The following is a 14,346-nucleotide window of genomic DNA, read 5'->3' as shown; positions in this document are numbered from 1 at the left end:
TCGGGATGGCCATCCCGGTGCTCGACTCCCTCGACCTCACTGACAAGACCCTCACCGCCGACGCCCTGCTCACCCAGCGCTCGCTCGCTGAGTATCTCATCGAACGGGGCGCGCATTACGTCTTTATCGCCAAAGAGAATCAGCCCACGCTGGTTGCCGACATCCGCCTGCTTTTCCAGGCGCGGGGCGAGCCGGATTTTCGCGAGTCATCGGACCTTGCGCATGGGCGTATCGAAAGCCGCGCGATTTGGACCTCCACGGCGCTGAACAACTATCTCGATTTCCCCCATGTCGGGCAGGTCTTCGCCATTGAGCGCACCACCACTGAGAAAAAAACCGACAAGACCTCCGTCGAGACAGTCTTCGGCGTCACGGATCATACCCCTGAGAGTGCAAGCCCTAAGCGCCTGCTCGCCTTCAACCGTGGGCATTGGGGCATTGAAGCCCATCACTGGATCCTCGACTGGAACTGGGATGAGGATCGCTGCACCATCCGCACCGGCCATGGACCAGAAAACATCACCCGACTGCGCCGGTTTGCCGCCGGTCTGATCAAAACGAAATCCAAGGATTCCGTGGCAGCCACCATCGAGAAGCTCGCGCGCAAAGTCCGCCGTGTCTTCGATTATCTGGGCATGACGGCAAACTCAATGCCCCGCGCTGCCCGTGTCGCGCCTGTTGGTTAGAACGGATTTGCCGTGCCCACCCGGGGGTGATTTCCCCGCTTGCCATGATCGCCCTTATCGAAGCTTTTGACACACGGGCCCCAGGCCTTGTCCTTGAGCTTGGAAGCGGTATTTCTTCTTTATTTTTTGCAGCTCGCTGCAGCTCGCTCATGAAACGTGGCATTACACCGCCGCGTATCGTCTCGGTGGAGCACAGCCTCGAGTGGCTTCATATCGCTGAGAAGCGTCTGCGTTCCCACGAACTTGATCGATATGTGCATTTCGTAAACGCACCAATCGTTCCGCTAGAGAGCGCTGAGGGTTCAGTGATGTGCTACGCGCCAGCCCCAATCTTTGAGGCCATCCAGGGTCGGAATGTTGATCTATTACTCATCGACGGACCTCCAGGTTTCAACCTAACAGATCCCGGTCGCGCCGGCACCCTATATGCCGTGGAGGCGCTTTTGAACGACGGGTGTCTCGTTGTCGTTGACGACACCCACAGATGCGGCGAGCGCTTGGCGATCCGCGAGTGGAAGCAGACATTCGGTAAGCGGATCAGGCGGATGAGAGGCTGGCTTACCCTAGACACCCAGGTGGAGTTCGAATGGCACGGGGTGCCGGGGCGATGAGTCCACCCCTGTGAGGAGCGCAAAGGATGAGATAATGATTGAGTACCCACCAGGCTTCTGCCAAGGACAACCAGCGACATGCTTGGGCGTTGTCCTCGCAGTAACAATTCCCCGGCAGAGCCGGGGGATTACCCGACGGATTCAACCTCCGCTATTCTCCGGTTGCAGCTCTTTCCCATCCTGGACTCTCAGTGAGTATAGCTGCTCCAATCCTCAAGCTAGTCACCCGCTTCCCCTTGCTATGAACAACATCCCCGTCAACACGATATACCGGTCAGGCGCGCCCCCTCAAATCAAGTTGCCGCTTCGCGTTGCGGTGATTGGTTGTGGATCCTTCGCCGAACAGTTTCACTTGCCGGTTCTTGCCGGTCATGACGACATCAAACTGGCGGCCTTGGTTGATCGGGATTCTAAACGCTTATCTCGGTTGGCAACTGCTTACGGTGTGCCCATCGCGGTCGAAGACCAATCGGACCTTTCGGTCAACCAGATCGACGCCGCGATCCTAGCAACGCCCCCGGTGCACCACCGCGACGGTGCAATTGATCTGCTCCAGCGCGGCATCCATGTGCTGGTCGAGAAACCGATGGCACTCCATCTGGCTGATGCCGAAGCGATGTGCGCTGCCGCGGATGACTCCGGCGTCGTGCTCGCCGTTGGCGTTTATAAACGCTTGCTGCCGGTGATTCGCTTCGTGAAGCAATTGCTTCAGGAGCAACGCTTTGGAAAGCCGCTACGATGCACAGCCTCTTGGGGCGGAATCGGCGGCTATGGTTCCGCTACCCTGGCGTTGATGAAAAAAGAACTCGCCGGCGGCGGAGTGCTGATGGATCTCGGTCCGCACCTGCTGGATATCTTGACCTACTGGTTCGGCGAAGATGGACGTGTGTTGGAGTATCGCGATGACGCCCGTGGGGGCATAGAGGCAGACTGTGACGGCTTGCTGGGGTTCCAGCTACAAGGCGTTTCAGTCGAGGTTGACTTTCACCTCAGTCGTGCGCGGAATTTAGACAGCGGTTTTCGCGTCGAGTGTGAAACGGCGACGCTTGAGTTTGGTGTCACCGAACGTTTTGAAATCACCGTCTATCCGTCTGTTGGTGCTTCTCCCTACCTTATTCGTCCAACTGATGTCGATACCGGAGCGTCTTGGTTTGAACCGTTTCGGGCTGAAATCGACGACTGGCTTGGCGCCATCGTTGCCGGCAAACGCCCAGAGTTGGACGGACGATCCTGTTTAGCTTCGTTGCGACTCATCGAAGAGTGCTATAGCAAACGTCAATCACTCGACTACCCGTGGCTGATCCCTGATCATCAATCACCGTCGGCGACCCCCGTCACCGCTGCGCATGCGGCACATTCCTTTGTCCGTGCCACGAAAGCGCCTCGGCGAGTCTTGATTACGGGCGCAGGTGGATTCATCGGCAGTCGCGCGTCGGAGTTGTTGTTCGCGAGCGGCAATTGGCAGATTCGCGGTCAGATCCGCCGTCCGGCCAGTGCTTCGCGTCTGGCTCGCCTGCCGATTGAAATGATTCAGGCGGACCTGCGGTCTGAATCAGACGTCGCGCGGATGGTCGATGGCTGCGACGCGGTCGTGCACTGCGCGGTTGGCACCGATTACGGCCAGAATCGATCAATTTATGAGGTCACCGTGGGTGGTACCAAGCGGTTGGTCGATGCGGCGAAACGGGCTGGAGTGCAGCGGTTTGTCCATCTCAGCAGCATTGGTGTCAATGATCCAGATGCCCACTCCGTGATCTCCCATGATACGCCAATGCACAGCAACAAAGACGATTGGTATGGATACACGAAAGGGCTAGCCGAACGTGCGACGCTGGCGGCGGCGGACGGGCGGTTTTGTCCGGTCATCCTGAGACCGGGATGCGTCTACGGCCCCTACGGCTTCACCTTTGTGATGAACCCCTTGGCTGCATTGGTCCAAGGGCGCTTGGTGTTGGCTGATTCCTCGGATCTGCCATCCAACACCGTATACGTTGACAATTTGGCTCATGCGATTTGTTTGGCGCTTGAAGGAGACGAAGAGCGGATTTGTGGAGAGATTGCCGTGATCAGTGACGAACCAAATTGGACATGGGGGCAGTATTTCGGTTTTTTTGCCGACGCGCTGGGCGTGCCTTTGCGAACCGCATCCGCGCCTACCAATGATTTGAGGGCAAAAAGAATCAAACCCGAGCATGCCAAAGTGCTCCCCGCGCTGGTTTCTGCAGAAGCCAAACAGTTCGCCAAGCGGTTGTTGCGTACGGATCCGCTTGGAACCTTGCCCCGCTTGACCATGGAACGTTTTCCCGCATCGGAACGGTGGTTACGCAAGCTGTTGAAGATGGATGCGCCGGAGATCTACCGCCGTCCGCCAAGCCGCGCGAGTAGAGACATGGTTTTTACGTCACGGAAAGGGGCAATTAGCTTGGAGAATGCGAAACAGGCGCTTGGCTACCATTCACTGGTTGATCCCGAGCAGGCAATGGCGGTGACATTGCAGTGGGCCTATTACGCCGGTGTCGTGCCTCGGGAGAAGGTCAATCGGTGATATGCGGTTGTTACCTACCTGGGCGGTGGTCGATTTCCTGGGAGAGTGAGTGTTTTCATGGATAAATAAAATACATGTGAGCGTAATCAGAAATCCTGCCATTACTGAAGGATGCAAAGATGTCACGCCCCCCCGCGACGAGAACAATGCCAAGCCTTTCTGCAATCGTTCCATGCTATAACGAGGAATCGGTTCTGAATGAGCTTCGAAACCGGCTAATAACTGCTTGTCAGGAAGCGGTCGGGAATGACTACGAGCTTGTGCTGATTGATGATGGTTCGAGTGATCGGACGCGAGAAATCCTGCGCCAGTTTCAGACTGAGGATCCGCGGATTACGGTCGTTCTGCTTTCCCGCAATCACGGACATCAGTTAGCCCTCAGTGCGGGGCTGAGCGTCGCTCGCGGCGAGCGACTCTTCGTGCTCGACGCCGACCTCCAGGATCCCCCGGAGCTTCTAACTGAGATGATGGCGCGGATGGACGAGGGGTATGATGTTGTCTACGGCACCCGCCGCAGCCGAACGGGTGAAAGTGCCTTTAAGATTCGCACGGCGCATCTCTTCTACCGTCTGCTTAACCGGATGGTAGATATTGAGATTCCCTCCGACACTGGTGATTTTAGGCTGATGTCTCGTCGTGTGGCCGATGTGCTGCTGGCCATGCCGGAACGCTATCGTTTTGTCCGCGGCATGGTCAGCTGGGCAGGCTTCCCTCAAACCCCCTTTTTTTATGACCGCGATGCCCGTTTCGCGGGAGAGACGAAATATCCCTTTCGCCGGATGGTGCTATTTGCGGTTGACGCGGTAACGAGCTTTTCTATTTTGCCACTGCGGCTTGCCACAGCACTTGGCTTTTTTAGTGCGGCTTTCGGCTTTCTCTTCAGCTTCTGGGTTCTTGGAGCCTGGCTATTAGGCGCTACGATTGCCGGCTGGACGTCCATTGCACTCTTGATGCTCCTGTTGGGTGGAACACAGCTGATCGTCATGGGAATTCTGGGTGAGTATGTGGGGCGGACCTACATTGAAGCCAAGAGGAGGCCACTGTTTGTTGTCGAACAAGTGCTGCGCACTGAAACGCCAGCCGACGATTGATGCTGAGACTGCTGAGACGAGTGAAGGGTATGAACGAGCAAGAATTCGACAAGTTTGCAGACGAATACCTGGATATGCACCGGAAAAACATCCGGCTGTCAGGAGAAGAACCAGACTTTTTCTCGTACTATAAGGTTAAAGATCTGGTCGATGGCTGGGCGCGGACCAATCCCGACCGTTCACCCGCTCATATACTCGATTTCGGTGGTGGCACGGGTGGTTCCGCACCGCATATGCGCAGGCTTTTTCCTGATTCCAACATCACACTGGCTGATGTTTCACGGCGTAGCCTTGAAATCGCAAGAAGCTGTGGGATAAAGAGGCTTAACGCATTGTGCTTCGATGGTAAGATTCTGCCGCTGAAGGATGATAGCTTCGACATCGGTCTGGCGGCGTGCGTATTTCACCATATCCCGGAAGAATGCCATATCCACCTGCTGTCGGAAATCCGGCGCGTGCTCAAACCCGGCGGGCAGCTTTTTGTCTTCGAGCATAACCCGTGGAACCCGTTCACCGTGCATGCCGTCAACACATGCCCGTTCGATAAGAATGCCATCCTAATTGCTGCCCCAAAGATGCGAGAGCGCATGCAAGCTGCCGGATTCAGCAATGTTGCAGTGACCTACCGTCTCTTCTTTCCTGGTCCCTTGCGCCGTCTCCGTGGATTGGAACCGTGGCTAGGACGGCTTGCGGTAGGGGCGCAATATCGGAGCGTAGGCGCTGCATGACATCCTTGATCATGCAAATGTTCCGTTATTCCTGGGTTGGTATTTTTAATACCGCTCTTGGGCTTCTTGTAATCTGGGGGGTGATGCTGGTTGGCATCGGCCCATTCCTCGCGAATGTCGCTGGATATGTATAGTGGACCCCAATTTTAGGACACTAAATTAAGTTAGTTTTGCCTCATCTGAAGAGACTTGTAAAGACTTGGAGAGAGCAGATGAGTGAGAGACAACGCAAGACCTTCAGTGCCGCTTTCAAGGCCAAAGTAGGCTTGGAAGCGGTACGCGGAGTGAAGACGACTAACGAGATTGCGCAGGATCACGGGGTTCATCCGGTCCAAGTAGGCCAGTGGAAGAAAGCCATCGTGGCGGACGCCGGCAAGCTGTTCGAAGGCCGGCGCGGGCGCAAGAAAGTGGACGACAGTGGCGACGAAGAGCGACTCTACAGCGAGATCGGGCGGTTGAAAATGGAGCTGGACTGGCTGAAAAAAAAGTCCGGGGTGAGCCTGTGAGCGTGCGTCGCGGGTGGATCGACATGGGCGGCCTTGATGATGGCGGGTTAGCGGTCAGTCGCCAATGTGCGCTGCTTGGCGTACATCGCTCTGGAGTGTATGCACACCGCCATGATCGTATTGCCGAGCCGAGCGAACTGGATCAAAAGTTGTTGCGGCTGATTGATGCGGAATACACCAAGAGACCATTTTATGGGAGTCGACGCATGGTTGTGATGCTGCGCGCACAAGGCTATGCGGTCAGTCGCAAACGCGTTCAGCGTCTCATGGGCGTTTTAGGTTTAGCCGGCATGTTGCCTGGGCCTCATACAAGCAAGCCGCATCCTGAGCACAAAATCTACCCCTACTTGTTGCGTGGGCTGGCCATTGTACGGCCCAACCACGTCTGGAGCAGTGACATCACCTATGTGCGACTCGCGCATGGATTTGCCTACCTGGTGGCCATCATCGACTGGTACTCACGACGAGTCCTTTCTTGGAGATTGTCGAACACAATGGACACGGGCTTTTGCATCGATTGCTTGGAGGATGCGCTGCGCCACTATGGGCGCCCGGAGATCTTCAACACCGACCAGGGCGCGCAGTTTACCAGCCTCGCCTTCACCCAGGTGTTGCGTGACGCCGAGGTGGCCATCAGCATGGATGGGCGCGGCAGAGCCCTGGACAACGTCTTCGTCGAGCGTCTGTGGCGCAGCGTCAAATGGGAGGACATTTACCCCAAGGGCTATGAGACGCTCACAGAGCTGTTCATGGGCCTCTCGGCGTATTTCCCCTTCTACAACGGTGAACGCCCTCACCAGGGGCTTGGCTACCGAACGCCGGACGATGTGCATGTGAGCGGCAAAGGAGGTGGTGTCGTGGTTGCTGATCACTTTGGCGATCGCCCGCCAGCGGAGTCGTCGGCTCCGCTACGCTCCGCCGACGACTCCGCTGGCGAAGAACTGGGGCAGCGCCAATCCGCTGCGACTGAACTGGGCGCGCTAACTTAAATTCGGGGGAAAACTGTCCTTGACATGGGGTCCACCTCAATGCAGCTGGTTTGACCCTCTCATTTTTTCTGAATCGATCCTGGACCTTTCCTGGAAATTCTGCTCGCTGGCCTGTCTTTAGGTACTTGCTCGCATTTGCTGCGGCTTACGCAGCAAATCTCGCCATTTTGGCATTAGGCATCACAATTGCCCCAAATGCAGTCTACTTTATTCAGTTCGTGGCCATGGTCAGTTACTCGATACTGTTCTTTTTTCTCTGCCGCTATTATGTCTTTTCACCTTTGGAAGCTCTATCGCAAGCGGGTTCCATGACATCCATCTATTTCATTGTCCAGAGAGTCGGTTTGAGTTCAAATCTCGCACTTTTGTTCCTCGCGTGCGCTGCGGTGATTGGAATATGGATGATGCCGGTTTATTGGTCCGGCAACGAGATCAACTATTTTGACCTGGCGTTCCGCTTTGTCCAGCCAGATGGCTTTGGCCCAAACCACTCAGTCTTCGATTCGTCCAACGGTCGTTTCGCAAGCTTTTTTCTAATTGGAAGCGGCATTGATTTACTTGGATTCGAAACCGCTAAGACAGTATTCGCTGCCTTACTTTGGGTGCTCCTAGCTTTCGGGCTTGCGCGCGTCGTGCAGAGCCTTCAGCTAAGGCTCGCCGAGACTGTCGCTGGGCTTTCCATCTTTGTTCTCAACGGACAATCATTGCTTGGAGGCGAATGGCTCTTTGGCACGGTGGAGGCAAAACTCTTCGCCTATGCGGCAGTGCTTTTCAGTCTAGGATTCGCCTTCTCGGCTCGGTGGTATGCGGCGATCTTCTGCGCCGCGCTCGGCACCTATTTCCACTTTCTTGTCGGCGGGTTCTGGGCCTTGGCGCTACTGTTGCTGCACGCACTATCACCAGCAAGAGGAATGGCTACCGTTCGTCTAACTGGGGTGTTTTCTATATTGGTTCTGCCAATCTTCTTAGTTCTCCTCCTCGAACGACTCGAAACCAATATTGATCTGACCGGAGTGGGGCAGAGCGTCAACGAAATCTATGCTATGGCTGTCCCCGGGCACATTGCGCCTTTCGAGCATGGGCTCAAAGCTTTTTTGCGTAACTGGTTCCCCGGATTGGTTGCTCATGCGAGCCTGGCTTTGGTGCTTTGGTGGATGCGCCCAGTCGAGCATGGACTCGGACGTGAGGCAAACATCTGGCTGGCTTTGCTGAATCTGTACGTCCTCGGGGCAACTTTGCTCGCCTTTTTGGACCGGGATACGCACTTCCTAGCGGCATTCTATCTTTTCCGGCCCTCGGCCTTGATTTTCCTTCTTTCATGCGTGCTGATCACGCACAATATCGCACGGGGTATCTGCCCCACCGAAGCAGGCCGCGCTGCCGCAGCGGCCATGCTCGTTGCTGCAGCGATTGTGCTACCGAAGGGTGCAATTCGGATGGGCGAGTTCGTATTGAGCGCCCCAGATCGGCGCCTGGAGGCCACCCTAACAACGGCCCAAAGCGATCTCGTCGACTGGTTGACAACACACACTCAAGCGGACACAGCGATTTTGCTAGAACCGGCGGAACTTAATCCGCCAGACTGGGAAGCTCGGCCATCTTTTGCTGGACTCGAACGCTTGAGCGGACGTCCCTTCATCGTGAACTACAAGTTCGTGCCAACCGATAAGGCGGATCTTATAACCTGGCACCGCCGTCTGCTGGCTCGCAGATCCTTCTTCTTCTCCAGCGATTGCGGTCAACTCGTACAACTCCAAGCGGGTGTTGTTGTATTCGTCTCACGCCATCGGTTTGAGGAAGCGGCGGGCTGTGTGCAAGAGGTCTATCGTAACGAAGAGTTTATCGTGGCCAAACCCCGCGAGGCTGCAATGCCGTAATCTTAATGACGCACTGACCTCATTTTGCGGTTTGGGGCACTAGCGAAGTAGAACTCGTGGTCTATTTCACTTTTATGTGCGAAATATCCGGCTGCGATGTACCACAATAACGAAAAAGAAATTAATGGAAGTTAAATGAAGTATCGCCCGGAAATTGATGGATTAACAGCTATTGCAGTTACCCCTATAATTTTATTTCATGCAGGATTTGAGTTGTTTAGTGGAGGCTTTATTGGAGTCGATGTTTTTTTATTATTAGCGGTTACTTGATTACGACTATTATTCTTTCTGAAAATGAGCGGCATAAATTTTCAATAATTAATTTTTATGAACGCAGGGCAAGAAGAATTCTTCCTGTTCTACTAGGTATTTGGTGGAGTTATGATCAAGGCCTATTTTTTATCATGGCTTTGTGTTTACCTTTTGCATATTTTTTGCTTTTGCCTTTTGATTGTCCCAATCGCAAGTCCAAACTATGCACTTTCAGTGTAAGACTTTTAGTAATGTCTTCCTTTGGGAAGCTTTCGGATCAAAAATTCGGCATCGCGTAGCGATTCCTTAATTGTCTTTAGTCCGCTTGCCATAGGCGGCTCTTTACGTTCATAAGAGCCGGCCCCATGGCGTGCGCAACCGGTCCCAAATGGGTCGCCACGGCGTTGATGGGCAATACCCGTCAACCCCATGCCATCGCGCCGGATCGCCGAATATCGGCCATGGCACGCACAACCAACCGGGTGGTCCAACCACCCGATGAACCCGAAAAGGTCCTACGTGGCTAGGTCATGGGTGGCCCGAGCGTTGGGCGCCAGATTGCCTATTGTCCGAACACAAGTAACACCGTTGCTGAGACGCCAAAGGACCAAGGGGGCACGACATTGCTTTCAGAGGGTCGAGTCTGATCGTGCGCTTGGGGCATAAGACAGCTGAGATGGCAGCTTGCGACCCACAACGGCCATCGGGTCTCCAAGCAACGACGGCGGCAATGCAACCCAGAGCTGACGTTGCGAGAGTCGTCTTGATGATCACTAACGCTGCCGATCTCACCTGCGCGCGTTCCGCCCGCCTGGGATGATGAGCCCGAGCCGGAGTTCGATCAACGCGTCGTTTGGTAGCCGCGCCTTTTCCCTGTCAGACAAGGCGCCAAGGGCGTTCGTCTTCAGTTCGCCCGCCCGCGCCCAAATTCTCTCAGTGAGGTGGACCCCATGTCAAGGACAGTTTTCCCCCGAATTTAAGTTAGCGCGCCCAGTTCAGTCGCAGCGGATTGGCGCTGCCCCAGTTCTTCGCCAGCGGAGTCGTCGGCGGAGCGTAGCGGAGCCGACGACTCCGCTGGCGGGCGATCGCCAAAGTGATCAGCAACCACGACACCACCTCCTTTGCCGCTCACATGCACATCGTCCGGCGTTCGGTAGCCAAGCCCCTGGTGAGGGCGTTCACCGTTGTAGAAGGGGAAATACGCCGAGAGGCCCATGAACAGCTCTGTGAGCGTCTCATAGCCCTTGGGGTAAATGTCCTCCCATTTGACGCTGCGCCACAGACGCTCGACGAAGACGTTGTCCAGGGCTCTGCCGCGCCCATCCATGCTGATGGCCACCTCGGCGTCACGCAACACCTGGGTGAAGGCGAGGCTGGTAAACTGCGCGCCCTGGTCGGTGTTGAAGATCTCCGGGCGCCCATAGTGGCGCAGCGCATCCTCCAAGCAATCGATGCAAAAGCCCGTGTCCATTGTGTTCGACAATCTCCAAGAAAGGACTCGTCGTGAGTACCAGTCGATGATGGCCACCAGGTAGGCAAATCCATGCGCGAGTCGCACATAGGTGATGTCACTGCTCCAGACGTGGTTGGGCCGTACAATGGCCAGCCCACGCAACAAGTAGGGGTAGATTTTGTGCTCAGGATGCGGCTTGCTTGTATGAGGCCCAGGCAACATGCCGGCTAAACCTAAAACGCCCATGAGACGCTGAACGCGTTTGCGACTGACCGCATAGCCTTGTGCGCGCAGCATCACAACCATGCGTCGACTCCCATAAAATGGTCTCTTGGTGTATTCCGCATCAATCAGCCGCAACAACTTTTGATCCAGTTCGCTCGGCTCGGCAATACGATCATGGCGGTGTGCATACACTCCAGAGCGATGTACGCCAAGCAGCGCACATTGGCGACTGACCGCTAACCCGCCATCATCAAGGCCGCCCATGTCGATCCACCCGCGACGCACGCTCACAGGCTCACCCCGGACTTTTTTTTCAGCCAGTCCAGCTCCATTTTCAACCGCCCGATCTCGCTGTAGAGTCGCTCTTCGTCGCCACTGTCGTCCACTTTCTTGCGCCCGCGCCGGCCTTCGAACAGCTTGCCGGCGTCCGCCACGATGGCTTTCTTCCACTGGCCTACTTGGACCGGATGAACCCCGTGATCCTGCGCAATCTCGTTAGTCGTCTTCACTCCGCGTACCGCTTCCAAGCCTACTTTGGCCTTGAAAGCGGCACTGAAGGTCTTGCGTTGTCTCTCACTCATCTGCTCTCTCCAAGTCTTTACAAGTCTCTTCAGATGAGGCAAAACTAACTTAATTTAGTGTCCTAAAATTGGGGTCCACTATACAGAACGCGTAATTGAGTCCGTCCCGCGCCCCTAACGACGTGCGATCAGGCGCATTTCCCCCGTTGACCTCGTTCCCAATGACCGATAGTCTAAGAGTCCGTTAGCGTCGTCCTCAGCAAGCGAAAATCGGCGTTTTGGGCGGGAGTTGGCATTCGGAAAGCCGGCGAAGGCGTGTAACCCTCTGATTTAGGAATTTCCAAACAGCTTATAAGCGCTGACACCCGCACTGCATTCTAAGGGTAGCTTGGAATTCCTATCCATCAAGGAACCCAAGCGATGACGCAACTTACAATTCGGTTCGCCAAACCGGCACACTGGTAAGATGCCCGGTGCGCGTCGCTCAGCCTCAAAAAATCACCGATCGATCAACCGACGGTCACTTGATTCAGGTCTAGTTCAACAGTCCCCCGCACATGCCTCGGCTCACATTGACTCGTGGCAAAAAAAATTGGAATGCGCCAAATGAAAAGCAATCCATGTTTCCTTGTCGCTCCGATGAACCGGTCGGGGACGAAGTTCTTCAAGTCGCTGTTACTCGGGCACGAAACGGTTTCACAGGGGTTTTCGCTCGAGGACTATGGGGCCGCCTATTCCGACCACCTGATCGAATACTCCAAGTCCGCCTGCAAACACTGGGGACGAGGTCCAGAAGACCAGAAACCACAGCAACAGCGCTTGCTGAAGATGCTGGGGGAGTGCTTGATCGATTTTTTTGCTCAAGGAGCGTCTTCGACGCGGTATCTATTACTGACGACGCCTCGCCCTTGGGGGATCAGCAACATTTGGGAGGGCCTTGATCATAACCTCGTCCACCCCGCTCAGGCGGCCATCGGCGCGAGGTAGGAGACCTTCGGCGCGCGTGGTCGTCGTCTGCGTGGTCGTGGCGGCAGAGGCACCCGCTCAAGCAGCTGCTCGAACAACGACGGCGGCGCTTGGCCAAAGAAGCGCTCAGCGGCGGTGGTCTGATCCGCACGGCGGATGTAAAAGTTGTGTACGGCGGTCAGCAGCGCAGCGAGCTTGCGTGAGCTCAGCCGATGGCAACCATGGTGGAAGAGTGAGAGCTGACCGTTGCGCCCCTCCACAGTGGAACTCGAGCGCTGGAACAGGTCGGCGCAGTCGCTGGCGACCTGCTCAATCTCCATGCGCTGGCTCGCCTCCAGGGCTTGGATCGGGTGATCCGACGCGCGCAGCGGTGCGAGCCTCTGCGCGCTCAGTTCCTTAAGGTGTTGCCGTTGCTCAGCTCCCGAGCAGCGCGTAGCGACCCGCTCAAGATAGATCGCCGGGATGAGTTGCTCGAGCACGGCGGCCTCAATGCCAGGTGCCAGGTTGAGTGTCTCGACACGCTGCTGCACGCTGGCGAAGAAGAAGGCGATCGTTGCCAGCAGGGCGGTGTTCAAACGCTGGGCCTTCGCGAGGTGGGCGCGAGCGCGCGCCGGCAGGTCGGCCGCGTCGGCGAGGGCCTCCAAGCGTTGCCAGATCGCGCTGAGGCGTTCTGCCAAGCGCTCAGGCAGTTGCGCCTCAGCGTGCTCCAGATCAAACGGGTGATAGGCCTCACCGAGGGCGCGGATCAACGTCTTGGCCTCCTGCTGACGCGCCTGTGCCTGATCGCGCTCGCATGACGCGCGCGCCCAACGCTGCAGGGCGGCCTGGATGCGCTGAGCAAAGGCCGGCGGACGCCCCGGGCCATGGCGCTGCTGGTGGTACGCCTGTTCGGCCTCACGCTCGGCTTGCAGCGCTGCCTCAGAGCCTGCCACCTCGGCGTCGGCCTCGCGCACTGCCCGCGCCAGTGACAGCCCGGTGGCCTTGGCCACCTCGTGCTGCAGATGGAACAGGTCCGGGGAATGATGCGCCTGATGATCGCGCTCGATGTGCCGGCGCAGCGCCGTGGCCTCATCCGAGGTGCCCTGCACGACGGTGACCGGCAAGCCCGCGCAGGCCGCGGCCAACGCCTGGGTCCAGGTCGCGGCGGTGCGATCCTCAGCATACTGCTCGAGCAGGATAAAGTTCGACACCGGCTCGAGCGCCACCAAGCAGATCGCCGGATGGAAGGTCTCGTCTTCGCAGACGCTGATCTGCCGTGGAAGCATGCCGGTGGCCAGCGCTTGGCGCTGCTCGGCGGCGATGTCGACCAGCGCCTGCTCCAGCGCGGCATTCAACGCCTGCTGACTGCCGTAGGAACTGCCCACGAAGGCCGATAAGCCGCTCAGCTCCAAGACCTCACTGACCAAGCGCACGCCACCACCGGCACGCAGGGTGATGACAAACTGGATCGCCAGGACCAACCGGTGCAGCCAGTGCACACCGGCTTCGGTGGCGATGAACGCGGCCAACGCCGCCGGCGCATCGCCGAGCGCCAGTGCCGACTGTGACCAGTCGCGCAAGGTACTGCGTGGGCAGCCGATCGCGGCCGCTGCTTGGCGTTCGCTCTGACCGGCGGCACGCGCGCTGGCCAGAGCCGCGAGCGTTTGCGCCCGCTCCAGACGCGTCGCGGGCTTCATCGCGGCGCCTCTGGCGAAGCCGTCGGGACTGGGCTAAAGTCATCAGTGGCAGAGCCTTCGACCATCTCTCTCGACCCTCGGTGAGCTTGCACTTCCAAGGGTAAGAGATTTCGGGGGTTCTGCCATCCCCCTTCTGGGCCATCTCGCAGCGCTGTGCTGGGTTTTGGACGGAGTTATGATCAAGGCCCCTTTGGGGGCCTTGATCATCGCCTGGTCCACT

9 protein-coding genes and 2 pseudogenes are annotated in these 14,346 nt (G+C 56.9%); 9 read left to right on the top strand and 2 right to left on the bottom strand.

Annotation, left to right across the window (positions count from 1 at the left end):
- Nucleotides 1-5: 5 nt before the first annotated feature.
- From Thiowin_RS13270 to Thiowin_RS13235, 8 genes and pseudogenes are all read left to right on the top strand, one after another.
- Nucleotides 6-686, top strand: coding sequence for an ISAs1 family transposase (locus Thiowin_RS13270; protein WP_328983484.1), 681 nt, complete (start codon nucleotides 6-8; stop codon nucleotides 684-686).
- 44 nt (nucleotides 687-730) lie between these two features.
- Nucleotides 731-1,297, top strand: a complete 567-nt coding sequence (locus tag Thiowin_RS13265; protein WP_328983483.1) for a class I SAM-dependent methyltransferase — start codon at nucleotides 731-733, stop codon at nucleotides 1,295-1,297.
- Between the two features lie 241 nt (nucleotides 1,298-1,538).
- Nucleotides 1,539-3,842: a Gfo/Idh/MocA family oxidoreductase gene (locus tag Thiowin_RS13260; protein WP_328983482.1), complete on the top strand. Its 2,304-nt coding sequence runs from the start codon at nucleotides 1,539-1,541 to the stop codon at nucleotides 3,840-3,842.
- 119 nt (nucleotides 3,843-3,961) lie between these two features.
- Nucleotides 3,962-4,933, top strand: coding sequence for a glycosyltransferase family 2 protein (locus tag Thiowin_RS13255; protein WP_328983481.1), 972 nt, complete (start codon nucleotides 3,962-3,964; stop codon nucleotides 4,931-4,933).
- A gap of 29 nt (nucleotides 4,934-4,962) precedes the next feature.
- On the top strand, nucleotides 4,963-5,661 hold the full coding sequence (locus tag Thiowin_RS13250) for a class I SAM-dependent methyltransferase (RefSeq protein WP_328983480.1): 699 nt from the start codon (nucleotides 4,963-4,965) through the stop codon (nucleotides 5,659-5,661).
- 212 nt (nucleotides 5,662-5,873) lie between these two features.
- Nucleotides 5,874-7,045, top strand: a pseudogene (locus Thiowin_RS13245) (IS3 family transposase); the annotation flags it as partial.
- A gap of 161 nt (nucleotides 7,046-7,206) precedes the next feature.
- The gene (locus Thiowin_RS13240) at nucleotides 7,207-9,033 is read left to right on the top strand and encodes a DUF6798 domain-containing protein (RefSeq protein WP_328983479.1); all 1,827 of its coding nucleotides are present in this window, start codon (nucleotides 7,207-7,209) and stop codon (nucleotides 9,031-9,033) included.
- A 135-nt stretch (nucleotides 9,034-9,168) separates the two neighbouring features.
- Nucleotides 9,169-9,303, top strand: a complete 135-nt coding sequence (locus tag Thiowin_RS13235; protein ID WP_328983478.1) for a hypothetical protein — start codon at nucleotides 9,169-9,171, stop codon at nucleotides 9,301-9,303.
- A 1,069-nt stretch (nucleotides 9,304-10,372) separates the two neighbouring features.
- On the opposite strand, the pseudogene Thiowin_RS13230 reads toward Thiowin_RS13235, so the two are convergent.
- A pseudogene (locus Thiowin_RS13230) lies at nucleotides 10,373-11,544 on the bottom strand (IS3 family transposase); the annotation flags it as partial.
- Between the two features lie 546 nt (nucleotides 11,545-12,090).
- Here Thiowin_RS13230 and Thiowin_RS13225 point away from each other — a divergent pair.
- The gene (locus Thiowin_RS13225) at nucleotides 12,091-12,471 is read left to right on the top strand and encodes a hypothetical protein (RefSeq protein WP_328983477.1); all 381 of its coding nucleotides are present in this window, start codon (nucleotides 12,091-12,093) and stop codon (nucleotides 12,469-12,471) included.
- Here Thiowin_RS13225 and Thiowin_RS13220 read toward each other — a convergent pair.
- Nucleotides 12,447-14,126, bottom strand: coding sequence for a DUF6399 domain-containing protein (locus tag Thiowin_RS13220; protein WP_328983476.1), 1,680 nt, complete (start codon nucleotides 14,124-14,126; stop codon nucleotides 12,447-12,449). The genes Thiowin_RS13225 and Thiowin_RS13220 overlap by 25 nt on opposite strands.
- Nucleotides 14,127-14,346 lie beyond the last annotated feature (220 nt).

Origin of the sequence: Thiorhodovibrio winogradskyi (assembly GCF_036208045.1) — a bacterium.
Classification (GTDB): domain Bacteria; phylum Pseudomonadota; class Gammaproteobacteria; order Chromatiales; family Chromatiaceae; genus Thiorhodovibrio; species Thiorhodovibrio winogradskyi.
This window is presented reverse-complemented; position numbering and strand designations above follow the sequence as displayed.

Coding starts and splice junctions, on each gene's coding strand:
- Thiowin_RS13255 (WP_328983481.1), top strand. CDS start 3,962: ATGTCACGCCCCCCCGCGACGAGAACAATGCCAAGCCTTTCTGCAATC.
- Thiowin_RS13220 (WP_328983476.1), bottom strand. CDS start 14,126: ATGAAGCCCGCGACGCGTCTGGAGCGGGCGCAAACGCTCGCGGCTCTG.
- Thiowin_RS13260 (WP_328983482.1), top strand. CDS start 1,539: ATGAACAACATCCCCGTCAACACGATATACCGGTCAGGCGCGCCCCCT.
- Thiowin_RS13250 (WP_328983480.1), top strand. CDS start 4,963: ATGAACGAGCAAGAATTCGACAAGTTTGCAGACGAATACCTGGATATG.
- Thiowin_RS13225 (WP_328983477.1), top strand. CDS start 12,091: ATGAAAAGCAATCCATGTTTCCTTGTCGCTCCGATGAACCGGTCGGGG.
- Thiowin_RS13235 (WP_328983478.1), top strand. CDS start 9,169: ATGAAGTATCGCCCGGAAATTGATGGATTAACAGCTATTGCAGTTACC.
- Thiowin_RS13265 (WP_328983483.1), top strand. CDS start 731: ATGATCGCCCTTATCGAAGCTTTTGACACACGGGCCCCAGGCCTTGTC.
- Thiowin_RS13270 (WP_328983484.1), top strand. CDS start 6: ATGGCCATCCCGGTGCTCGACTCCCTCGACCTCACTGACAAGACCCTC.